Below are 24560 nucleotides of genomic sequence, written 5' to 3' on the forward strand. Positions count from 1 at the left end.
TTAGTTATTGGTTAATAGTTATTGAGTTATTAGTAATTGACATTATCAATAGTGTTCTACTTTTTTCTGTGCTTTCTAAGCCTTCTTCTATGAACCCCATTGATTTGTATAATTTTATTGCCCTTTCATTATTAGTGTATACATCCAACCAAATCTTATTTGCTTTATAATCTTCAAAACAAATCTTCTTAACTAATTGGACGGTTTCCTTCCCATATCCAAATCCTTTTTTTGATATTACAATTCTTCTGAATTCAATAATCTTATCCGAACTAAAAACCCCAGCTAAAATCACAAATCCAATGAGTAAATTACTTTTACTTTCAAAAACTGATAAATGACTCTCTTTTTCTAATACCTCTTTATGCTCAGCAAAACTATATTGTTGAACAAACTGATTATTATTCTCTTCAAAAGCCAATATCTTTTCAATATTCTCTAGCTTGGTCTTTCTTAGTATTATTTTATCTGTTTCAACCACTAATCTAATAACTACTAACCAATAACTTTTCCCGTGGTTTATATTTTGCAGCTATATTAGCTATAACCTTAATATGCTCTGGTGTTGTTCCGCAACATCCCCCAATAATGTTTATTAAATTCTTTTTAAGGTATTCTTCAATTTGTTCTCCCATTTCCTCTGGCGTTTCATCGTATTCTCCAAATGCATTTGGCAAACCCGCATTGGGATGTGCCGATATGGCGAAATCGGTTTTATTGGCAATGGCCTCTAAATGGGGCTGCAATAAATTAGCGCCTAAGGCACAGTTAAACCCTATGGACAATAGCGGAATATGCGACACCGAAATTAAAAATGCTTCTGCCGTTTGGCCAGATAGCGTACGTCCACTGGCATCGGTAATGGTTCCGCTAAGCATAATAGGGATATCCATACCACGCTCCTCCTTAACTTCCTCAATAGCAAACAAAGCGGCTTTGGCATTAAGCGTATCGAACACGGTTTCTACTAATAATAGATCTGCTCCACCATCGATAAGTGCTTCAACCTGTTGTTTGTAAGCTATACGTAACTCATCGAAAGTAACAGCTCTATACCCTGGATCGTTAACATCGGGCGACATGCTTGCTGTACGGTTTGTTGGCCCAATAGACCCTGCAACAAAACGTGGTTTATGTGGTTCTTTAGCGGTGAACTCATCTGCTACTTCCTTGGCAATTTTAGCCGATTGGTAGTTTAGCTCGTAGACCAAATCTTCCATTTGGTAATCGGCCATAGCTATTGTAGTTCCCGAAAACGTATTGGTTTCTACAATATCTGCACCTGCATCAAAATACTTGGCATGTATGGTCTTAATGGCTTTAGGTTGGGTAATGGACAACAAATCGTTGTTACCTTGTAATGGTATAGGATAGTCTTTAAAGCGTTCTCCCCTAAAATCTTCCTCGGTAAATTTATACTGCTGAAGCATAGTACCCATAGCACCATCTAACACCAAAATACGCTCCTGTAAAGCCTGTTTTATATTTGACATCTTTTAGATTTATTATCTTTTTGATTTTACTTTTAGCATCCTAAAAAAGCCACATGCCTTAATGGGAAACTGAAACTACCCTTCGACTGCACTTCGACTCTGCTCAGTGACGACCCTTAGGGTGATACCTCCTATTTGACAAAAATTTAATTTTTGCCATCTATATGTCATCAAGAAAAGTTTGGAAAACACTTTTCGTTATCTTTCCGATGCGTTCCTGAAAATACTGAAATGAATTCAGTATTTAATTTCGGGACAATCAGTAGAATTTAGCACCTTCTTTACCTCAGTGATTATTAGGAAAAGGGTTGCCAAGGCTTCAACGGGTCTATTCCCTCTACCTTTCTTGATAACACGTAGTACATTTATGAACTAAGGAGCAAAATTAACACTTTATTTTTTATTAACCATCATAAAGAAGCGCAACTTCTTAAATGCTCCCAGGTACTAATTCATTTTTAACCTTCTCGACTGCTCTCTACCATAGCCTTTTATTAGTATAGAATCTTTTGTAATTCTTACTACAGAAAAAGCCGTACTATTGGGTGTATCCACCATTCCCTTAAAGGTTAGGAAATGCACACCGTTTTTTTCTATATAATCGCCATGGTGATTATGCCCATTAAAATAGAACTTAACATTTCCATAGTCCTTTATGAGTTCTAAAAATTGTCTGTAATTCCAAATGTTATGCACTTCTGCATCCCTCACCACAGGAAAATGGCAATAAAATCCCACTTGTTCTTTTTTAAGCACCGCATCATCCAACTCTTTTTTTACCCAATGTAACTGGGTTTTGCTCAAGCCTCCATTCCAAGACTGTAAATTGGGCAAGCTATCTTTTTTCAACCGATTAAAAAGTGAGTCGGTTTCTTTTTTCTTAACTTCTGAAATTGCGCCGTGATAACTTAGATCGTTCCCATCCAAAACAATAAAACGCCAATTATGGGCCTTAAAACTGTAATAGCGTTTGGATAATCCCATTTTGGCCATGACTTCTTTTTTTAAGGAGTCGGCAACACTAAAATCGTGATTTCCTAACACATGTTTTTTATCTGACTTCAGTTTATTCCAAATTGGTAAGACAGAATCGAAACTAGCAAAATCCCTATCGATAAAATCGCCTAGATGGATCACGTAATTTAAATCTTTAGTATTCAATTCATCTACGGCATCCTGAAGTCTTTTAGTCGACTTTTTATAATACCTAGCAGTACTATTATCACAATTGCAATATTGGCAATCTGCAATAATACCAACATCAAAATAATCTAAGGACTCACTATCGTGCGACTTGCACGCCGTAAGGATAAGCAATAGACCTAAAAGACACTTCATAAGCTAAAAATTATGAATACTTGAGAATTTTATTCGAATAAGGTAGACGACAGGTACCTATCGCCTCTATCACAAATAACAGCGACTATAACTCCTTCATCTATTTGCTCTGCTATTTTCAAAGCACAATACACCGATCCTCCGCTGCTCATTCCTGCAAAAATACCTTCTTCCCTTGCCAATTTTTGAGTGGTTTCCTTAGCATCGGCTTCGGTTACTTCAACAACCACATCGACCTTAGACCTATCAAAAAATTTAGGCACATACTCCTCTGGCCATTTTCTAATTCCCGGTATTCTGGAATTATCATCTGGTTGTGCACCTACAATGGTTACATTTTTATTTTGTTCTTTAAGGTAAGTGGACACCCCCATTATGGTTCCTGTAGTTCCCATGGCCGACACAAAATGTGTTATCTTGCCTTGGGTGGCTTCCCATATTTCTGGACCTGTGGTTTTGTAATGGGCTTTCCAATTATCGTCATTTTCAAACTGGTTTAACAGGGTATAACCTTTCTCATCCCTTAATTTAAAAGCCAAATCGCGCGACCCTTCTATACCGATTTCTTCAGGGGTTAAAATAACTTCAGCACCATAGGCCCGCATGGTCTTTACTCGTTCTTCGGTAGAGTTTTCGGGCATGATCAACACCATATTCAACCCTAACAACTTCGATATAAAAGCCAGGGCTATACCTGTATTACCACTAGTGGCCTCAACTAAAGTACCTCCTTTTTTAATATCGCCTCGTTTTAAGGCTTCATTAATCATATTAAATGCTGGGCGGTCCTTAACGCTTCCCCCTGGGTTATTGCCTTCCAGTTTTAAAAATAACCTTACTCCTTTTTTTGAAATAAGATGGGTAGCTTCAACTAGGGGCGTATTGCCTATTTGACCAATGATACTATTTTCGAATGCCATTCTTTTTTGGTCTTATTTTTATTTCGGTTTGATAGGTTACCAACGAATTTTCCGGTACCGACTGGGTAATCCAAACATTGGCTCCTATAATGCTATTGGCTCCAATAACAATGTCTCCTCCTAAAATGGTAGCATTGGCATAGATACATACATTATCTTCAATGGTAGGATGCCTTTTGGTAGAGGCTAAATTTTTAGCTACCGATATCCCCCCAAGCGTCACCCCTTGATATATCTTAACATGATCGCCTATTATTGAGGTTTCGCCTATTACAATTCCTGTTCCGTGATCGATATAAAACGATTCGCCTATGGTTGCTCCTGGGTGGATATCTATTCCCGTGATACCATGGATATATTCACTCATCATTCTGGGTAGAATATGAACCTTTTGTTTATACAACTCATGACTCAATCTGTAAATTGAAATGGCATGAAAACCGGGGTAGGCCAAATAAATTTCTTCTAAACAATGCGATGCTGGGTCATTACATTCGAATGCAATGGCATCTAAATCTAATTTACGCCTTACCTCTGGTAGCTTTGCCTTAAATATTTCCCAAGCTCCTTCACCATTGCCCATATTGAGCTTGGACAGAATTTTAAGAAACGTTGTTTCTAAATATTCGGCATGTGCCTCTTGTTGTTCTTCATCAAAAAGTGAATAAAACAACCGTCTGGTAAACGTTTTAACAGTGTCTTTTAGACAAACATTATAACTTTTCATGTGTTAATATTCATTTTTTTCAAAGGCCATGCTTCGACTTCGCTCAGCACAGGAATGTAACATTCAAATTACCATTTCCGCTATGTGTTTAAAATTTAGGCATGAATGTTTCATCACTACTCTTGATCGTAAATTAAATCACGAAGTTACACAATTATAATTATTATTAAATAGCCTGAACCACTGCTTTGGGTGCTTCTTTACGTGACCCATCAAAACCGTCTATCCCACTAACCGTTGTATATTTTAACACATGTCTTTTACCCGGATTGATAATTCGGTATGCCGCCTGGCACATTAAAGTCGCCTCATGGAAACCACAAAGTATTAACTTTAATTTTTCTGGATAGGTATTCACATCACCTATGGCAAATATACCGGGTATATTGGTTTGGTAATTTGATGTATTGTCTACCTTTATTGCATTTTTCTCTATCTCCAAGCCCCAGTTTCCTATAGGACCTAATTTTGGAGATAATCCAAATAGTGGAATGAAATGATCTGTCTCTATCGTTGTTGTCTCGCCTTCCTTGGTTACCGATACTGCTTCTATTTTACCATCGCCGTGCAAGGCAGTAACTTCGGCAGGTGTTATTAGGTTGATTTTGTTCAACAAAGTTAGCTCCCTTACTTTTTCTACGGAATCCAATGCCCCTCTAAACTCATTTCTTCTATGTACCAATGTTACTTCTGAAGCTACATCGGCTAAAAAGATACTCCAGTCTAAAGCGGAATCTCCTCCTCCAGAAATTACTACTTTCTTATCTCTATAGAATTCCGGGTTTTTAATGATGTATTCAACCCCATTATCTTCATATTCTGCAATATTGCTTATAACTGGTTTTCTTGGCTCAAACGATCCTAATCCTCCAGCAATAGCCACAACTGGCGCATGGTGCTTGGTGCCTTTATTGGTGGTTACGATAAACGATCCATCCTCTAATTTTTCAATGGTTTCTGCTCGTTCTCCTAAAGTAAATCCAGGCTCGAACTGTTTGCCTTGTTCCAATAGGTTTTTGGTTAAATCGCCCGCTAAAATTTCCGGAAACCCAGGAATATCGTAAATAGGCTTTTTAGGATAAATCTCCGAACATTGCCCTCCTGGTTGTGGCAAGGCATCAATTAAATGACACTTCAGTTTTAATAATCCAGCTTCAAATACTGTAAATAGCCCCGTTGGGCCTGCTCCTATGATAAGTATATCTGTCTTAATCATGTTTTTAGATTTAGGTCTATCAGGTTTATTATACCTTTTCTATTTAAAATTGCTTTGTTTTAATTGGGCAATTTTAAATAAGATCTGGTCTTAACGTTTCTTTATTAATCCTTTGGTGAATTCGTTTAAGGTTTCTACTTTTTCTTCGAAATCACCTTGTATTGTTTTTCTATATTCATTTAAATTTTTCACCAATTCGTCTATATTCTCTGGAATAACATCCTCAAAAAACTGACGCAAGCGCTTCGCTGTTGTTGGTGATTTGCCATTGGTACTTATGGCTACTTTTACATTCCCTTTGGTAACAATGCCACCCATATAAAAATCGCAAAGCGGTGGGTTATCGGCCACATTCACCAAAATACTTCGCTTTCTACAGTGCTTATGTACTTTAATATTTACCTCAGGATCATTTGTCGTAACTACTACGATATGCTTTCCCTTTAAATATTTCTTTTTATATGCATCATCAATTAACCTAACCTCACCTTGTTTAGCCAAGGCCAACGTGCCTTCTCGATACATAGGAGACACCATGGTTACTGTTGCATCTGGACTTGACTTTAATAAAAAAGCCAACTTTTCCTCTGCCACATAACCACCTCCTACTATAAGTATGTTTAAGTGATTAGCCTTTAAAAAAATGGGATATAAATTATTTCGCTCCATAGTTAAGCCAAGGCAATATCTTCACAAATTGAACTTAATACAGTTCGCTGTTTCACTACTTCCCCTATTACAATTATTGCTGGCGAACCCAATTGTTTGTCTTCAACTATTTGCAGAATGGTACTAATGGTCCCTATACCTACTTTTTCATCTTTGGTGGTACCACTTTGAATGATAGCTACTGGCACATCGTGTTTATTTTCTTTTAAAAACACATTAACGATTTCATTCAATTTATGCATACCCATTAAGATGACTACCGTTGCTGTTGACTTTGCAGCTAAAGTAACATCGGTTGACAATTGATGATTTTTGGTTGTACCCGTAATCACCCAAAAGCTTTCTGAAGCACCACGCTTGGTTAAAGGAATGCCTTGATATGCCGGAACCGCTATTGCCGAGGTAATACCTGGAACTACAAAAGTTTTCAATCCAAATGGTTTAACATAATCCAACTCTTCGGCTCCGCGACCAAAAATAAGTGGGTCTCCTCCTTTAAGGCGCACCACATGGCCTTTTTCTTTAGCTTTGGCAACAATAAGCTCATTAATCTGTTCTTGCTGAAAGGCATAACACCCTCTTCGCTTACCCACAAAAATAAGTTCGGCGTCTTTAGAAGCATAGTCAAGCAAAGCCTTGTTTACAAGTGCATCGTACAAAATAACATTGGCCGATTCTATAGCCTTAACAGCCTTAAGCGTTATTAAGTCTATATCGCCAGGACCTGCTCCTACTACCGTTAATGTTGGGATCTTTGAACTCATTTGTATTAAACCGCCTTTTCCAATGTTGTTTCCGATGCTCTAAAAGCTCTTACTTTCTCCAAAAACTCACTGGCGTTTTCTATATAGCTAGAAGCAAATTCCTTTGAAGGCGAAAATTTGTTGATTTGGTATGCAAGTTCCGAAAAAGAACCGCCTAAATCAATTTTTTCTGTTGTAACGAATAACTCATCAAACTGGCTAATAATGCCTGCATGGGTATTTGTTCGCTTTTTTTCGGCTAACAATAATGCCTTCGCTGAATTTACCATAGAACTGTACGCATGGTAAATGGCACTAGAGTATACGTTATTGCTAAATGCTTCTTTGGCGTTTTCAATTTTCTCTTCACTTTCTAAAAATAAAGTAGCCACTAAATCGATAACAACACCTGCACATTCACCAACACCAATTTCCTTTTCATACTTTTCTGTATTGCCCCAATCAATAAAATCGCTTTGGGTTAAGTTGGTAACATCCTGCAAATCTTGTAGGATATCATAAAAATAGCGCTCTCCTTTATCCTTATAATAATCAACAAACTTTTGTCCGTTAGCATTCGCTTCATAGTCATTTAAAATACGTCTCAACGCTTCTGGTCCTCGTTTACTAGGCACTTTCACCACTTTATCGGCGAATACGCCATTCCCATCGCCTTTATTTCCACCACCTAGCAATACTTGCAATGCAGGTGCCACCAATTTATCTGGCGTACGAACAGACATTCCTTGAAAACCAATATTGGCCATATTGTGCTGTCCACAAGCATTCATACATCCACTGGCCTTGATTACCAAATCTTCATTTTTTAAATAATGAGGATACTCTGTTTTTATAACACGTTCTAACTCATTAGCGATTCCTGTGCTACTTGCTATTCCTAAGTTACAGGTATCGGTCCCAGGACAAGCTGTAATATCTACTGCTTTATTATAACCAGCTTCAACAAATCCTAATTTTTCCAATTCGTTATAGAAAAACGGCACCAATTCACGCTTCACAAATGGTATTACGATATTTTGGCGTAATGTTAAACGTATTTCTCCCGCTGCATAATTTTCAACTAAATCGGCTAACAGCCTTGCTTTATCGGTATAAAAATCTCCTAAAAGCACTTTAATACCTATAGCCACATATCCCTCTTGTTTTTGTGGAATAAGGTTAGTTGATTTCCAGGTTTCAAACGCTTGTTGGTCTTTTATGTCTACTGATGGAATATCTGTTATCTCTACTGGTTTTGATACTTCATAAGCATCAGCATCTATTGGCACCGACTTAAACTCAATCGCATTCTGTTCTTCATCTACCAAGACTTTAAAAGCCTCTAATCCGATATCTTTGATTAAGAATTTCATACGGGCCTTGGCACGACTTCTACGTTCACCATGGCGATCAAAAACTCTTAATACGCCTTCCATAATAGGAATGATCTTATCGGTAGTCACAAAATCGTAAAGCACATCGGCTTCACGTGGTTGAGATCCCAATCCGCCACCAATCATCACTTTAAATCCGCGTTCACCATTTTTGGTTTTAGCGATAAAGCCTAAATCGTGCATATAGGACAATCCAGTATCTTCGTCTGATGACGAGAACGACACCTTAAACTTACGTCCCATTTCCTGACAAATAGGATTTCTTAAAAAGAAACGGAACAAAGCATCGGCATAGGGTGACACATCGAACGGCTCATTAACATCAATACCTGCTGTTTCACTTGCTGTTACATTACGTACGGTATTCCCACAAGCTTCCCTAAGGGTAACATCATCTCGCTCTAACTCGGCCCATAATTCTGGGGTTCTGTTTAAATCGACATAATGGATTTGAATATCCTGACGCGTTGTAATGTGCAAACGCCCACGTGAATATTCATCGGATACTTCTGAAATTCGTCGCAATTGGTTGCTCTTTACTTTTCCGTAAGGCAATTTTATACGAATCATCTGCACGCCTTCTTGACGCTGACCGTAAACTCCACGTGCTAAACGTAAACTTCTGAATTTCTCCTCGTCTATTTTCCCGTTATTGAACAGCTCAATTTTATTGGCCAATTCAATAATATCCTTTTCTACAACCGGATTTTCTATTTCTGTTCTAAAACTTTGCATTGCTCTACCTGACTTTTCCTAAAGGAAATATTATTAATTTTTAATCTTACTGAATAAACCCAGCTCCTACAGTACTATTGGATTGTGTATCGATTAGGATAAACGAACCATTAGTTCTATGGTTTTTAAACTGATCGTAAAAAATAGGTTTATTTAATTTAAAGGTTACCGAAGCGATATCGTTCATTTTCAATCCGCTTACGTCACTTTCAATACCAGAATAATCTGGATGGATCTTATAATTGATCCGATCTACTTTTGCTAATACTTTATTGACGCCATGTTGCACTACATATTTTCCTCCTGGTGTTAACTGGTCGGTATCCATCCAACATACATTGGCCGTAAATTGTTTGTCTATACTTGGTAAATCCCCTTCCTTAACAATCATGTCGCCACGGCTTACATTAATATCATCTTCTAACGTAATGGTTACCGATGATCGCCTTGAAGCGGTTTCGTATTTTTGATCGTAAAAATAGATGTCTTTAATCTTAGATCTGGTTTTAGATGGCAATACAATAATCTCATCACCAACACTTAAGTTCCCGCCATATACTTTTCCTGCATAACCTCTAAAATCATGGAATTCATCGGTTTTAGGACGTATTACATATTGCACTGGAAAACGCGGTGTACCTACGTTAAAAATATCTGCTTTATCTAATTTTTCAAGGTGCTCCAATAAGGCTTCTCCTTTATACCAAGGCATCTTTTGAGATAAGTGAACCACATTATCGCCCTTCAATGCACTTACAGGAATGAATGTTATTTTTTGATCTTGATAATCTCTCTTACTCATTAATTCCGAAAAATCGGCTTTGATTTTGTTATAAACCTCTTCGGAATAATCTACCAAATCCATTTTATTGATCGCCACTACTACATCCTTAATACGTAATAGGTTATTGATGAAAAAATGACGGTTAGTCTGCTCAATCACACCCTTTCTGGCATCAATTAAAATAATAGATGCTTGAGATGTTGAAGCTCCCGTTACCATGTTACGTGTATATTCTACATGTCCTGGGGTATCGGCTATAATATAACTTTTCTTAGCTGTTGAAAAGTAGATATGTGCCACATCTATGGTGATTCCTTGTTCTCTTTCTGCCACTAGTCCATCGGTTGCCAATGAAAAATCCAAATAATCGTAACCACGTTGTTTACTTGTCTTCTCAATGGCTTCCAGTTTATCTGTAGTCAACGATTTGGTATCATAAAGAATACGCCCTATCAAGGTACTTTTTCCATCGTCTACACTTCCTGCGGTTGCTATTTTTAATACTTCCATTTTATTTTTAGCTATTAGCCCTAAGCTTTATTGGCTTAAATTTTATTTTATAAGACCCTTCGACCATGCTCAGGGTAACATCTTGTTTTACTTTTAACCTTGCACTTCTAATTTTAGAAGTATCCTTGTTGTTTACGTTTTTCCATAGCGGCTTCAGAACGTTTATCATCTATACGAGCACCGCGTTCAGAAATTGAAGAATCCCTAATTTCCTCAACCACTTTTGTAATGGTTGTAGCTTCAGACAATACTGCAGCCGTACAGCTCATATCGCCTACGGTTCTAAATCGTACCATTTCCTCAATCACTTCTTCATGATCATCCCTATATACTACTTCATCATCTGCAGACCATATTAAACCATCCCTTAAGAATACTTTACGCTTGTGGGCAAAATAGATGGAAGGGATTTCGATATTCTCCTTTTCTATATAAGACCATACATCTAATTCTGTCCAGTTTGAAATAGGGAACACACGTACGTTTTGTCCTAAATCAATCTGACCATTTAACATATCGAATAACTCCGGACGTTGGTTTTTTTCGTCCCATTGTCCAAAATCATCGCGCACAGAAAAGATACGTTCCTTTGCTCTTGCTTTCTCCTCATCGCGACGGGCACCACCAATACAGGCATCGAACTTAAATTCTTCTATAGCATCTAAAAGCGTTGTAGTTTGCAACATGTTTCTACTCGCGTAACGCCCAGACTCTTCTTTTACCTTACCTTGATCGATTGAATCCTGAACGTTTCTAACAATCAATTCCAACCCTAGCTCTTCAACCAATCTATCTCTAAACTCAATTGTTTCAGGGAAATTGTGCCCCGTATCGATATGCATTAAAGGAAATGGCACTTTGGCTGGATAAAACGCTTTTACTGCTAACCTCACCAAGGTTATAGAATCCTTCCCTCCCGAAAACAACAAAACAGGTCTCTCGAACTGTGCTGCTACTTCTCTCATAATGTAAATCGCTTCGTTTTCTAGCGAATTGATATGTGATGTGTCTCTATTCATTTTTATATTTTTTTCACTTGCCACTAACATACAAATGTTTTTTCGTTCTTACTAATACTCCCTAATTCATTACGCATGTAAACCACATTCTCGATTTGCTAATGCTTTTGTTGGATCGAAATATTTAAATTCATTCGGAAGGCCATACTCTTCTAAATAAGCATCCAGTTTTTCATCAGTCCAATAATAAAACGGACTTACTTTTAAAACACCGTCTTTACTTAAACTAAAAATACCTATACTATTTCTAAATGCTGTTTGCCCCTGACGCAGGTTGGTAAACCATACTTTTGGTTTATGTTCTTCCATTGCCCTTCTAAAAGGTTCCAGTTTCACTTGCTCGGTAAACAAATCATGCTCTGGCGTATCAACACTTGGAATACCCAATACTACATCGCGATGGGCTACAGTTTGCTTAGGCACATACAAATGAACATTTAAATTCAAATCTTTAATAACCTGTTCTGCATGACGGTAAGTTTGTGGCGTATTGTAACCTGTATCGCACCAAACTACTGGAATATTAGCTTCAACACGGCTTACCGCATGTAAAATAGCCGCTTCATAAGGTCTAAAATTTGTGGTAACCACAGTATCCTCACTAAGCTCAAATGCCTTTTTTATAATCTCTTCTGGCGAAGCATTTTTTAAGGCCTCGTTTAGTTCTGTTATTTGACTTTCGGTAAACATTATTTTCCCCATTTTATATTACTCCATGCGCGCTCGTGAAAGAAATACAGTATCATTTTCGATACAAACTCTACTGAAGCAATGGCCGCAGCAGTTTCAACCTCTCCTATTATAATCCAAGATAAAGCCAAGGTATCCAGAGTACCTATAACCCTCCAGCTAATTGTTTTAGCTAAGCTACGCTTTACTTTTTCTGAAGACTGCGCTTCACTTATTGATAAATTTTCAGCTTCAGCACTGTTGATATCAATCACTTTTGTTTCCTTGTTGTTCTTATTTAAAATGGCATCAATAATCATTTGAATTCAATTTTAATATTAATCCTATCGATTTAATAGGGATTACAAAAGTAAAACTTTTTATTAGATAACAAACTGGTTTTACATTTTTTTAGGAAAAAGGTGCGTTTTTATGGATTAAGTGATAAGATTGAAAATAAAACAGGCTTATTTTAAGAAATTATCAGCTATTTTTTTCAGATAGATCTGCTAAAGTGGTATTTCTAAATACTTGTAGTGTACTGTCGCGCACTTGGATCATGAGTTTATGAACACTACAAAGATTCTCATCGGGACAATCATCGCACTTTTCGTAAAAGTTTAAACTCACACAGGGCACCATAGCTATAGGTCCTTCTAAGACACGCATCACTTCGGTCATTAATATATCGGATGGTGCTTTTCTAAGGTAATACCCCCCATGCTTTCCTTTTTTAGACCCTAGTATACCTGCCTTTCTAAGGGTAAGCAAAATGCTTTCCAAAAATTTTTGCGGAATCGATTCACTTTTAGCGATCTCCCCAACCTGTGCCGGAGTTTCTTCTTCCCTTCTAGCAATATAGGTCAATGCCTTTAAGCCGTATTTTGTTTTTTTGGATAGCATGCTGCTAATATAAATAATTAACTTAAAACGATTAAATAAATTATTGGCTATAAAATATGACTCAATTAAGTTGAGTCTATATAAAGTATACAATCGATTGTATAAAATTTTCCTATATTTGTTCTGTTAACAAAGCGTTTATCTACTAGTGTTGTTTACATAAATTAAGCTCCATGAACAAAACCTCTTTTTACTTTGCCTTTTTAATTATCACTTTGGCTGTTATTAGCTGTAACGATAAGACTCCCATATCCTTTAATTTGGATAATACTATTATAGAAAATGCAGAAGCACAATATACAGTGCTTTCGGATTCTATAATTTCAACGTTTGAAAGCAAAAAATTTATTCCTAGAACCACTAATAATAAAGACGAAGTAAAATTAGTAGGCATTTACGATTGGACCAGTGGTTTTTATGCTGGTTCGTTATGGTATTTAAACCTATTAACCAATAACCCCAAATGGGAGAATTTAGCTTTAGAATACACCAAAAAGTTAGATTCTATTAAACATTGGGAAGGTAATCATGATGTAGGATTCATTATTGAGTGTTCATATGGAAACGCCTTAAAAAGAACACCTTCTAAGGTATTTGATAGTGTTATTGTTAGAACGGCTAAATCTTTAGCGACGCGATTCCGTCCTAATGCAGGTATTATTCAATCTTGGGATGCTTCAAAAAAATGGAACTGTCCAGTAATTATTGATAACATGATGAACCTCGAATTGCTTTTTCACGCCACTAGAATTTCTGGTGATTCTACCTATTACAATATAGCGGTTTCACATGCTAACAAAACATTAGAAAATCATTTTAGGCCGGACAACAGTTCTTACCATGTATTAAATTATGATACAGTAAATGGTGGAGTCTTGAGCAAAAACACGCATCAAGGTCTATCTGACGATTCTGCCTGGGCCAGAGGTCAAGCTTGGGGGCTGTATGGTTACACCGTTTGTTATAGAGAAACAAAAGACAAAAGGTACTTAGATCAAGCTCTAAAAATAGCTGAATACATTAAAAATCATCCTAACTTACCTAAGGATAAAATCCCTTATTGGGATTATAATGCTCCAGCCCTAGAAAAAACACCGAGAGACGCCTCTGCTGCTGCAATTGCGGCCTCTGCTTTATATGAGTTAATTACTTATCTTGACGACAAAGGACAGCAATACAAGCAATTTGCGGACGAGATCATGACCAACTTATGCAAAGCGCCCTATTTTGCAGACAAGGGAACCAATGCTGGATTTTTATTAAAGCATTCTGTTGGAAGTCTCCCTCATGGTGTTGAAATTGATGTCCCCTTAAATTATGCAGATTATTACTTTTTGGAAGCTTTGTACAGATTTAAAAACACCCATTAAACTGTAAAAATTAAACGTAATTTAAGGCTTGTTCCAAATCGGCAATAATATCGTCTATATGCTCTAAGCCTACAGATATACGTACCGAACCATCGGTAATACCTACTGCCGCCTTTACTCCTGGCTCTACTTTAGCATGTGTTGTGCTTGCCGGGTGGGTTACAATAGTTCTCGTATCTCCTAAATTAGCCGACAACGAGCACATTTTTATATGATCAAAAAATGCACGCCCACCTGCTTTACAACCTTCAACTTCAAAAGCAACAATATTTCCTCCTAATCGCATTTGCTTTTTGGCAATATCGTATTTAGGGTGCGATTTCAAAAACGGTTATTTACCTCATCTTTATTTAGGGTGACTTTCTAAAAACACCCATTTGGAAATATTCCATCTCACTTAGGTTATAATTGATTTAATGAATTATACTAAGCAATAAGAAATCACATACAACTCAAAAAAGGTTTTGAGTAAACCAGCTTTTAAACTTAAATAAATTGACTTATAATCTATTTTAAAGAAAGTGCTTCACTAATTAAATCAGCAGGAATTGCAAATCCAAGTCCTTCAATTCCAAAACCAGATAATTTGGCATTAACGACACCCAGCACCTCTCCTTTCTTACTAATCATAGGCCCGCCACTATTTCCACCATTAATACTGGCATCAGTCTGAATTAACTTAATCCCTTCACGTTCTCTGTCTCCTGAAATAATACCTTTACTCATCGTATTACCAAGTTCTATCGATTTTGGAGTCCCAATGACAAAAATATCATCACCCATACTATAATTCTTTTTGTCGGGCAAATTGAAATGTTTTTCAAAAGTATTATCAACCTTAAGTAACGCTAAATCTAAATCTTCATTCTGTCTAATTAATTTAGCATTAAGACTTTTTCCTTCTTTGGTCAATACGGTAATTTCATCTTTAGAATTAGCGACAACATGGAAGTTAGTAATCAAATAACCATCATTACTTACAACAAATCCGCTACCATGCCCCTCTTTTACTTTTACTGTCAATGCTGCCTTTATAGCATCTTCTAAATTACTTACCGCATTCCCTTTACTTAACTCTATAACTTCCATCTTAGGGGCAATAACATTACTTTCCTTAGATAAAAAATCTTGAACTTTTTGATCATTTATGAAATTTAAAAATGATTTCGATATTGCATCATTAACAGCCATAGTCGCCGTTTCTTTTTTATTATAATCTATAGAAAACTCTCCTGAAACAGCATCAAATTTCCTTTTGTATAAATTTTGCCCATAAAAATCTAAAAAACTCCATTCTATCCCTACATCTGCTTTAACAAAGGCCATCGTCGTTCTTGCAGCCCTTTGATGGACTAATTGTATATCTAATTTACTTATTTTAGCACTTAAATACGATGAATTAGATTTGCTTTTAAAAATAGTATTTGTAGAATCTGTATACTTATACTTCAACAAAATATTATTTAATGATTCTGTAAAAATAGAATTATCAAAGCTTATATCTTCATTATTCGAATCAATTTCCTTGAATTTGTATTTTTTGTTCTTCTTTAGTGCACGGTGTCTTATTCTTCTAATTTTAAGATCTTTTTCATCTATATCAAACTCGGTATTCTTAACAAATAAAAACTTTTGACCCTCGCTCTTTTATGCAATTGGAATTAATTTGTTTTTATTTATTACTTCTCTTTTATAATTAAAACTTTTAGGGCCATAATCCAAAAATGGAGGATAAAAAAGAAGTCCAAAAGGAACCCATGACATTATGTATAATGGCGATTTTTGATTTTGGTAATGAACTAGATATTCATCTTTATACCCTTCGGTAACAATCTTAATTTGTTTTACACCTCTATCCCTTCTTAGCTTGGAAACAACAGATTTACCTTCCCCCTGTTTGACTCCATTTACATATACTATAGATTTACTGCTCTTAGTTTGAACACTTACCTTTTGCTGTTTCCCATTAAGAACTGAAGCGCAATTACTCAATAATAATGCGCATAATAATAGACTAAATACTTTTTTCATTGGTTGGTTTTTAATAAATGTAATCCATATTAGACAACAGCTAATATATTACTTTATCTACAAAATACATCAATTAACAAGAAAAATATCATCAAACATAAAAAGTATTACTTACCTAGTGCCTGCTCCAAATCGGCAATAATATCGTCTACATGCTCTAAGCCTGCAGATATACGCACCGAACCATCGGTAATTCCAACAGCCGCTTTTACTTCTGGCTCTACTTTAGCATGTGTTGTACTTGCCGGGTGGGTTACAATGGTTCTTGTATCTCCCAAATTAGCCGACAACGAGCACATTTTTATATTATCAAAAAATGCACGCCCACCTTCTATACCTCCTTCAACTTCAAAAGCAACGATATTCCCTCCCAATCGCATTTGTTTTTTGGCAATATCGTATTTAGGGTGCGACTTCAAAAACGGATATTTCACCCATTTCACTTTAGGATGGCTTTCTAAAAACTCAGCTATTTTAAGGGCATTCTCACAGTGCTTTTCTGTCCTTACCGCTAATGTTTCTAAAGATTTTGACAATACCCATGCATTAAACGGACTCATAGATGGTCCTGTAAGACGTGAAAACAAATAAATTTCCCGTATTAATTCCTTTTTGCCCACAGCAACGCCACCTAATACACGTCCTTGTCCGTCCATTAGTTTAGTGGCAGAATGTATAACTATATCGGCACCATGCTTAATAGGGTTTTGTAAGTACGGTGTTGCAAAACAATTATCTATAACCAAGAGTATATTATGCCTTTTGCAAATAGCACTTAATAAGTCTAAATCAATAACATCAACCCCAGGATTGGTAGGGGTTTCTGCATATAAAAATTTTGTGTTCGGCTTAATTAAGCTTTCTATGGTTTCTACCTCGTTGATATTAAAATACGAGCACTCGATATTCCATTTGGGGAAATATTTTGTAAACAATCCATGAGTAGCTCCAAATACCGAACTACAAGACACCACATGGTCACCCGCATCCAATAATGTAGCAAATGTTGAAAATACTGCTGCCATGCCACTAGCAAAAGCAAAACCGCTCTCCGCTCCTTCCATCACACATACCTTCTCTACAAATTCGTTTACATTGGGATTACTGTAACGACTGTATAAATCACGTTGTTTTTCTTCAGCAAATGAGGCGCGCATTTCCTCGGCATCATCAAACACAAAACCCGATGTTAAATACAAGGGCACTGAATGTTCTGAAAACTGTGTCGTTTCCGTTTGAGTTCGTATTGCTGAAGTTTCAAATTTTTTGCTCATTTTGTTTTACTTTTTTTGCCACGAATTCACAAATTTGCTTTATTCATTCGTATATAAGTGACTCCTTTTCTTTTATTCCCACATTCGTGGGAATGACAATCTCAATTGAAATCTCAAAATAATTTGAGAAGTTCTTCTCTAATTTATATGTTTAGATAATCTTAAAATATCTCCAAAAACACCTCTGGCCGTTACTTCGGCTCCTGCTCCTGCCCCTTGTATTACAATAGGCTGTTCGCCATAACTTTCGGTAAATATTTCAAAAATGGCATCACTTCCTTTTACATGTCCTAAAGTACTATCTTCTGGAATAGATACCAATTTCACTTCTAAATTCCCTTTGTCCTGTGACAAATCGCCCGACAAATCACCTACATAACGCAACACGTGGTTTGGCTTTTGACTGTCTTTTATCTTTTGGAATTCTTCATCTAAAACATCCAGTTGCCCCAAAAATTCGGCTACCGAAATGTTTTGATAGGCTTCTGGGATTAAATTTTGAACCGAAACATCTTCAAATTCATTTTGTAAATCCAATTCCCTAGCCAAAATCAATAACTTTCTTGCCACATCATTTCCTGAAAAATCCTCACGAGGGTCTGGCTCCGTAAATCCTTTATCGATAGTCTCCTGAACTATAGCACTAAACGGCTTGTCCTGTACCGAAAAATTATTGAACAAATAACTTAAAGTCCCTGAAAACACACCGCGTATTCTTGTAATGTTCTCTCCAGATTCGTGCAACAATTTAATGGTATCTATTAATGGTAACCCTGCACCAACTGTGGTTTCGTACAAATATTGTTTGTTATGTCCCTTTAGATGAACACGTAAATCTTTATAGAAATCATAAGAAATAGTATTGGCTATTTTATTGGACGACACCAAATCGAAACCAGCATCTACCAAAGGGGCATAGTTATCATGAAATGCCGCACTTGCCGTATTATCTACCGCAATCAAGTTTTCTAAATGGTGTGCTCTAGCAAAAGCTATAACATCCTCAACATTACTTTCTTGCAACGTGGTTTCAATATTTTGTCTCCAATTGGCATCCACGCCATTTTTATTAAGTAAGAGTTTTCTGGAATTGGCAATAGCAAACACATTTAAGTTAACTCCCTTTCGCTTTTCAATATCGTCCTTAGATTTTAAAATCTGGTTGATTAGGGCGCCACCTACACCACCATGTCCAAAAATAGCAATATTTATCTTTTTTGAAATTCCGAAAATCTCACCATGGATAACGTTTAAGGCTTTATGTAACTGGGTTTTCCTAACCACCAAACTCACATTTTTTCCTGTAACCGTGTTATTAAACAGCAAGGGTGTGATTTGGTTTTTTATCAAGGCATTGAATGGCTTGTGGAACGAACTCAGCTCTATCCCTACAATAGAAATAACAGACACATCATCGACCACATCTATTTTGTTAACGTCCTGCGAATAGAAATCTTTTTCAAATTCACGTTCTAAAGCAATAACGGCCTGTGTCGCTTTATCGGCATCAATTATGAGCCCGATTCCTCTTTCTGAAGACCCTTGCGAAATAATGCTAACACTAATATCCTTATTCGCCAAAGCTCCAAATATTCGGGCATCTACCCCACTTTTCCCTAACAGGCCACGACCTTCTAAGTTCAATAAGGCTACATTATCCAATACCGATAGTGACGTCACTTCCTTCGAGCTTGGCTTTGCCGTAATTAGGGTACCTTCGTCGTCTGCATTAAAAGTATTTAAAATACGTAGATTGATATTTTTTTCAACCAACGGAATAATGGTCTTGGCATGCAATACATTGGCTCCAAAATTAGCCAACTCATTAGCCTCACTAAACGACAATTCCTTAATTTTTTTGGCATCTTCAACCAAATCTGGATTGGCTGTGTAAATACCATTTACGTGGGTGTAGTTTTGCAGCTCTTCGGCATCTAAATAATTTGCCAATAAGGCTGCGGTATAGTTACTGCCATTTCTTCCTAAAGTGGTGGTTTCATTTTTAGCGTTTGAAGCTATAAACCCTGTAACAATATTAACAGCATCGCCATTGTTTTGCTTGAAATATGCTTTAATGTTGTCTTTTGAAAGTTGGGAAAGGGGCTGTGCATTGCCAAAAACATCATTGGTTTTAATAAGTTCCCTAGAGTCTGTTGCCTTGGCTTTTATTTGACGTTGGTTTAACAATGCCGAAACCATTTTCACGGACAATAATTCGCCTTGTGCCAAAATCTCGTCTTTGGTTTTCTTACTGAAATCCCTAAGCAAGCTAACCCCTTCAAATAATTTATCTAAAATTGAAAATTCTTCAGAAAAATCTATAGTAGGCAAAGGTTCTACTTGATATGTTTTGAAGGCTTCAAGCGAGGTTTTATAATCTTCGCCTTTTAAGGCTTCATCTAAAATAGTCTCAAGGTCATCGGTAGCATTACCTCTGGCGGAAACCACTACTGTGATACGCTCGCCAGCATTAACTTTATTTTCTATAATAGATAGGACGGTCTCCAATCCTTTTCCGTTGGCTAACGACTTACCGCCAAACTTCAATACTTTCATTTTTTTCTTTTTAGAATTTGGCACAAAAATGCCTTCTATAATTTTTTCCAATTGTTCGTATTCCATTAAAAAGGCATCATGCCCATGCACCGAATGTATTTCGTTATAGGTTACATTGGCATGGGTTACCGCCAATTGCTTATGGGTTTGCCTATTTTCTTCAGCTGTAAAAAACAAATCGGAATCCACTCCTATAATATGTATGTTGGCCTCGATGAGTTCCAACACATTAAAATCGGCTTTACGGTCTTTGGTAACATCAATGGTCTTTAACAGCTGGTTCATTAATTTATAAGCCGACAATTGAAAACGCTCTTGTAACTTTTTACCATGATGAAGCAACCAGCTCTCCACATTGAAAATCTCCAAATCTTCATTTTTGGAACGCTGAAAACGCTCCTTAAACGATTCTGGCGTACGGTAACATAGCATGGCATGCATACGGGCATCGTGCACTGGATTTTTGGAATTCAGTAAAAACTGTTCTTGTATTTGGCAATTGGCAATCAACCAATCGGTAGACTTCCAGTCGGTTGCCACGGTAATTAAGTTCTCGGTGAAATCGGGTTTTAAAACGGCCATTTCCCAAGCAATCCCTCCACCTAAAGAGCCTCCTATTGTTGCAAATAATTTTCCGGTATTGAGCCTTTCCAATCCTATTAAGAACAGACTGGCGACATCGCGTGCGACAAAATCCTTATAGTTATCGATCACAAAACCATCGTAACCATTTCCTGGAATATTAAACGCCAAAACCGTATAGAGTTTGGTATCGATAACCTTATTGTCACCAATTAAATCTTTCCACCAGCCATCTTCTCCCGAAACATTACTGTTTCCCGTTAGCGCATGGTTTACCAGCACTATTGGTGCCGTACCCAACTCCAGACCGAACAGCTGATAGCTAAGCTTTATTTCAGGAATTAACGCTTTACTTCCTGTGATAAAGTCCTTAATAATGATATGTTCCAGCTCCTGTTTCACCCTTAAATTTTATTAAATACGGCCTTTAAATCAGCTTTTAAATCTTCTATATCTTCTATCCCAACCGATAACCTAATTAAATCTGCCGATACTCCTGCCGATTCTTGTTCAGCTTCTGTTAATTGCTGGTGCGTTGTACTAGCCGGATGGATAATCAACGATTTGGTATCACCTATATTCGCCAATAAAGAGAATAATTTAGTTTCATCTGCAATGGTTTTAGCAGCTTCAAAGCCTCCTTTAGCTCCAAAGGTTACTATTCCACTTTGTCCTTTTGGTAAATACTTATCGGCCAAAGCCTTGTATTTACTACTCTCTAATCCTGGGTAATTCACCCAAGCAACTTCATCTTGTTCTTCTAACCATTTGGCCAATGCCAAAGCATTTTCACTATGTTGTTTAATCCTTACTGGCAAGGTTTCCAAGCCTTGTAAAATATTAAATGCATTGGTTGGACTTAAAGCACCACCAAAGTCGCGCAACCCCTCTAAAATAAGCTTAAAGGTATATGAGGCCGCTCCCAATGTTTCATAATATTTTAAGCCATGATAACCTGCCGAGGGCTCGGTGAATTCGGGGAATTTTCCATTAGACCAATCGAACGTTCCGGCATCTATTATCGCTCCTCCAATAGACGTCCCTTGCCCGCCAATATATTTTGTTAAAGAATGGATAACAATATTGGCCCCATGTTTTATGGGGTTTAACAGCACTGGAGTGGCCACTGTATTATCTACAATAAACGGCACTCCTGCTGCTTTAGACTGCTCGGCAATTGCTTCAATATCCAACACATCTAATTTAGGGTTTCCTAGGGATTCCACAAAAAATGCTCGGGTATTATCTTGAACTGCTGCTCCAAAATTTTCTGGATTGGAGGCATCTACAAACGTTGTGGTTATTCCCAATCTTGGCAAAGTCACATTAAGCAAATTATAGGTTCCTCCATATAAGCTACTAGAGGCCACTATATGATCGCCAGCACGTAACAGGGTTAGCAATCCTGTAGAAATTGCCGATGTTCCTGAAGCAAAAACAACGGCTCCTATACCGCCTTCAACAGCTGCTAGCCGTTCTTGTAAAATTTGATTTGTTGGGTTATTTAAACGCGTATAAATAAACCCTAATTCTTTTAATGAAAATAAATTTGCGGCATGCTCTGAATCTCTAAAAACATAAGATGTCGTTTGGTAAATAGGCACTGCCCTAGTTCCTGAATGTTGTGTTACATCATGTCCTGAATGCAATGCATTTGTTGCTAGATTGTGTGTACTCATTTTTCTAATTTTTTTTATTAATAAATTAATTAAAAATCCAAATGCACCTTATGGTGTACTTGATAGAAAAATGTTAAAAAGAAATTACAAAAATTACCGGAAGTAATTTTGTTGGTTATCTATCTTCAGGTGCTGAATTGACCGTTCAGCATAAAGTAGAATTTAGCACCTTCTCTATAAGTAGAGGGTTGCTAAGGTTTCACAGGGTCTAATCCCTCCACCTTTCTTGATAACATTTCAGCAAGTTTTTTTTGAACTTTGTGGATGCAAATATTCAGTTAGAAAAATTTAATATCCAAATTTTTTAAAGGAAAATTCAGAAAAAATCACTTTTTCTCCAAGTTCGCCAAGAATTTATTGCGTATTACATTGGCTATAGGCTCGTTGTTTATTTTAGACTCCAACCACGAAATAATATCTAAATATAAGAACGGACGTCTTTGGTAAGGATCATTTTCAAAGGTTTTTAATTTCTCAAGAAGCTTAATAAACTCGCCTCTAACTTCATGGGGATAAATATCGCCCAAGCCCCTTAAAAATTTAATAATTTCTTTTTGTACTTCATAGAGGTCTTCCATTTTTATTAAAAACTTATAAGTGCTTCTAATCAATACGTCTAAATTATAATCCAACCCTGCTTCGTAATGGGCCACCAAATTCAAAATTCGGGAAAAACACAACAGGTCTTCTCGCATTTGCAAGGACTTATTGCTAATAATCTTATCTAAAAACAAGATACATTTTTTAGTGTCTCCCGCTCCAAAATACATACTGGCTATTTTATAATAAAATACCATGATGTGATGCTCATCTATTCTATCCTTATACTTCTTAAGCTGTGATAAAAGTTCATCTATTAAAGGCAAGCCATCTTTAAAGCTACCCTCAATGAAGTGCAAGTTAAACTTATTGTTATACACATATAAAAAGGCCAATCCTTCATTATTGTCATCTAAAGGAAACCATTTCTCCTTGGTCACTTCTTCCAATTTTGTTAACGTGCTTTTAAACTTGTCGTACTGTCTTAAATAAAACAAGGCCTCTAACAAATAATGGTTACCCCTTAAGAAGAACACAGGGTTTAGCACAATCATATCCTTATTTTCATAAAACAAATCCACCCATTTTGAAGCATACTTATAACAGGATAAAAAATCCACTGTTAAAAAACTATACCACAAATAGGATTTGTACAACCACAGTTTTTCACGAAAGCCTAATGTATTGATATCATATTTTGGGAGCCTGTCATTAAAATATTTGGTTATTATTTGATACTCCTTATCGTTTTTCACATAGCCTGTTTTAAGGAATATGCCATATAACTGCAAAGACAGGTTAGATAATTTGCTCGCCAAAACATTTTGCAAACTCAACTCTTTGGCCTGAATGGTAAGTTCATCGGCGCGGTTGCTTATGCTTCGGGTAATGTATTGCGACTCTATAACTTTTTCAAGTTCTACAATCTCGTAAGCTACATTTTTTTCTTCGTGTGCAATGGCTAAATTCTTGGCCTTATCCAGGATTTTTAAACTTTGCTTATATAATCCTTTATGGTATAGGATGGTAGCAAAATCTAACTGTTCTCGAATTTGGATCCTAATATTTTGGTGCGATGGGTTTAAACGCAAACTTATTAGTATTTGCTTATATAGATGAGCCTTTAGGTTAGACAATTGCTGTTTCTTAACAATGCCTTTTTTAAGAATAGCAGCTTCATCGTAAACCGAAAGTTTATCAAGAATATTAAAAAGCGTTAAGAATTTTGAATCTTCATTAACTCCCAATCTCCCTACATAAAGTTTAAACTGTCTTTTTTCCGACTTAGACAATGACTTTATTAACACAAACAAATTATCTTTTTGCTCTCTTGTCATAGTTACAAAACTCATACCAACACATTGATTAACAATTAATTAAACAAGCTATTACTGATTTAAACATCGTA

Annotated in this window: 21 protein-coding genes, 1 pseudogene and 2 riboswitches; of the genes and pseudogenes, 1 reads left to right on the plus strand and 21 read right to left on the minus strand. The window is 36.6% G+C overall.

Translation table 11 applies throughout. The features are described from left to right. Positions 1 to 4: 4 nt before the first annotated feature. From MR062_RS03490 to MR062_RS03555, 14 genes are all read right to left on the minus strand, one after another. Complete coding sequence (locus tag MR062_RS03490; protein WP_242202695.1) at positions 5 to 481, minus strand: GNAT family N-acetyltransferase; 477 nt, start codon at positions 479 to 481, stop codon at positions 5 to 7. Positions 482 to 485: 4 nt separating this feature from the next. Then, positions 486 to 1493, minus strand: coding sequence for a homocysteine S-methyltransferase family protein (locus MR062_RS03495; protein ID WP_242202696.1), 1008 nt, complete (start codon positions 1491 to 1493; stop codon positions 486 to 488). A 240-nt stretch (positions 1494 to 1733) separates the two neighbouring features. Then, positions 1734 to 1849: riboswitch (SAM riboswitch) on the minus strand. Positions 1850 to 1940: 91 nt separating this feature from the next. Continuing rightward, positions 1941 to 2831 carry a metallophosphoesterase gene (locus tag MR062_RS03500; RefSeq protein ID WP_242202697.1) on the minus strand — a complete coding sequence of 297 codons (891 nt, stop codon included), beginning with the start codon at positions 2829 to 2831 and terminating at the stop codon, positions 1941 to 1943. 29 nt (positions 2832 to 2860) lie between these two features. Next, complete coding sequence (gene cysM / locus MR062_RS03505; RefSeq protein ID WP_242202698.1) at positions 2861 to 3751, minus strand: cysteine synthase CysM; 891 nt, start codon at positions 3749 to 3751, stop codon at positions 2861 to 2863. Further along, positions 3735 to 4478: a serine O-acetyltransferase EpsC gene (epsC, locus tag MR062_RS03510; protein ID WP_242202699.1), complete on the minus strand. Its 744-nt coding sequence runs from the start codon at positions 4476 to 4478 to the stop codon at positions 3735 to 3737. The genes cysM and epsC overlap by 17 nt, the downstream gene beginning before the upstream one ends. Before the next feature lie 166 nt (positions 4479 to 4644). After that, positions 4645 to 5694: an NAD(P)/FAD-dependent oxidoreductase gene (locus tag MR062_RS03515; RefSeq protein WP_242202700.1), complete on the minus strand. Its 1050-nt coding sequence runs from the start codon at positions 5692 to 5694 to the stop codon at positions 4645 to 4647. 90 nt (positions 5695 to 5784) lie between these two features. Continuing rightward, a complete protein-coding gene (locus MR062_RS03520; RefSeq protein WP_242202701.1) occupies positions 5785 to 6363 on the minus strand; it encodes a precorrin-2 dehydrogenase/sirohydrochlorin ferrochelatase family protein in 579 nt (192 codons plus the stop codon). A gap of 2 nt (positions 6364 to 6365) precedes the next feature. Next, positions 6366 to 7127, minus strand: a complete 762-nt coding sequence (gene cobA / locus MR062_RS03525) for a uroporphyrinogen-III C-methyltransferase (RefSeq protein WP_242202702.1) — start codon at positions 7125 to 7127, stop codon at positions 6366 to 6368. 5 nt (positions 7128 to 7132) lie between these two features. After that, positions 7133 to 9235: a HEPN domain-containing protein gene (locus MR062_RS03530; RefSeq protein WP_242202703.1), complete on the minus strand. Its 2103-nt coding sequence runs from the start codon at positions 9233 to 9235 to the stop codon at positions 7133 to 7135. 46 nt (positions 9236 to 9281) lie between these two features. Next, positions 9282 to 10529, minus strand: coding sequence for a sulfate adenylyltransferase subunit 1 (locus MR062_RS03535; protein WP_242202704.1), 1248 nt, complete (start codon positions 10527 to 10529; stop codon positions 9282 to 9284). Between the two features lie 113 nt (positions 10530 to 10642). Next, entirely contained in the window at positions 10643 to 11548 is a 906-nt protein-coding gene (gene cysD, locus MR062_RS03540; RefSeq protein WP_242202705.1) for a sulfate adenylyltransferase subunit CysD, read from the minus strand. Between the two features lie 69 nt (positions 11549 to 11617). After that, on the minus strand, positions 11618 to 12250 hold the full coding sequence (locus tag MR062_RS03545; protein ID WP_242202706.1) for a phosphoadenosine phosphosulfate reductase domain-containing protein: 633 nt from the start codon (positions 12248 to 12250) through the stop codon (positions 11618 to 11620). After that, positions 12238 to 12537 carry a DUF2061 domain-containing protein gene (locus tag MR062_RS03550; RefSeq protein ID WP_242202707.1) on the minus strand — a complete coding sequence of 100 codons (300 nt, stop codon included), beginning with the start codon at positions 12535 to 12537 and terminating at the stop codon, positions 12238 to 12240. Before MR062_RS03550 ends, MR062_RS03545 begins: the two co-directional genes overlap by 13 nt. 163 nt (positions 12538 to 12700) lie before the next feature. Further along, positions 12701 to 13120 (minus strand): RrF2 family transcriptional regulator, encoded by a 420-nt coding sequence (locus MR062_RS03555; protein ID WP_242202708.1) that lies wholly within the window; start codon positions 13118 to 13120, stop codon positions 12701 to 12703. 173 nt (positions 13121 to 13293) lie between these two features. Between MR062_RS03555 and MR062_RS03560 the strand changes: the two genes are divergently transcribed. Then, on the plus strand, positions 13294 to 14490 hold the full coding sequence (locus tag MR062_RS03560) for a glycoside hydrolase family 88 protein (protein WP_242202709.1): 1197 nt from the start codon (positions 13294 to 13296) through the stop codon (positions 14488 to 14490). Between the two features lie 10 nt (positions 14491 to 14500). On the opposite strand, the pseudogene MR062_RS03565 reads toward MR062_RS03560, so the two are convergent. From MR062_RS03565 to MR062_RS03595, 7 genes and pseudogenes are all read right to left on the minus strand, one after another. Further along, positions 14501 to 14821: pseudogene (locus tag MR062_RS03565) on the minus strand (PLP-dependent transferase); the annotation flags it as partial. Positions 14822 to 14997: 176 nt separating this feature from the next. After that, positions 14998 to 15942: a S1C family serine protease gene (locus MR062_RS03570; protein ID WP_242202710.1), complete on the minus strand. Its 945-nt coding sequence runs from the start codon at positions 15940 to 15942 to the stop codon at positions 14998 to 15000. A 195-nt stretch (positions 15943 to 16137) separates the two neighbouring features. Then, positions 16138 to 16521 carry a hypothetical protein gene (locus tag MR062_RS03575; protein WP_242202711.1) on the minus strand — a complete coding sequence of 128 codons (384 nt, stop codon included), beginning with the start codon at positions 16519 to 16521 and terminating at the stop codon, positions 16138 to 16140. A 107-nt stretch (positions 16522 to 16628) separates the two neighbouring features. Further along, positions 16629 to 17795, minus strand: a complete 1167-nt coding sequence (locus tag MR062_RS03580; RefSeq protein WP_242202712.1) for a trans-sulfuration enzyme family protein — start codon at positions 17793 to 17795, stop codon at positions 16629 to 16631. Between the two features lie 138 nt (positions 17796 to 17933). Further along, positions 17934 to 21335 carry a bifunctional aspartate kinase/homoserine dehydrogenase I gene (gene thrA, locus MR062_RS03585; RefSeq protein WP_242202713.1) on the minus strand — a complete coding sequence of 1134 codons (3402 nt, stop codon included), beginning with the start codon at positions 21333 to 21335 and terminating at the stop codon, positions 17934 to 17936. A 2-nt stretch (positions 21336 to 21337) separates the two neighbouring features. Next, positions 21338 to 22612: an O-acetylhomoserine aminocarboxypropyltransferase/cysteine synthase family protein gene (locus MR062_RS03590; RefSeq protein WP_242202714.1), complete on the minus strand. Its 1275-nt coding sequence runs from the start codon at positions 22610 to 22612 to the stop codon at positions 21338 to 21340. Between the two features lie 112 nt (positions 22613 to 22724). Continuing rightward, a riboswitch (SAM riboswitch) is annotated at positions 22725 to 22848 on the minus strand. Positions 22849 to 22938: 90 nt separating this feature from the next. Then, positions 22939 to 24489, minus strand: a complete 1551-nt coding sequence (locus tag MR062_RS03595; protein ID WP_242202864.1) for a hypothetical protein — start codon at positions 24487 to 24489, stop codon at positions 22939 to 22941. Positions 24490 to 24560: the final 71 nt, after the last annotated feature.

This window comes from Aestuariivivens insulae (assembly GCF_022662195.1).
GTDB classification, from domain to species: domain Bacteria; phylum Bacteroidota; class Bacteroidia; order Flavobacteriales; family Flavobacteriaceae; genus Aestuariivivens; species Aestuariivivens insulae.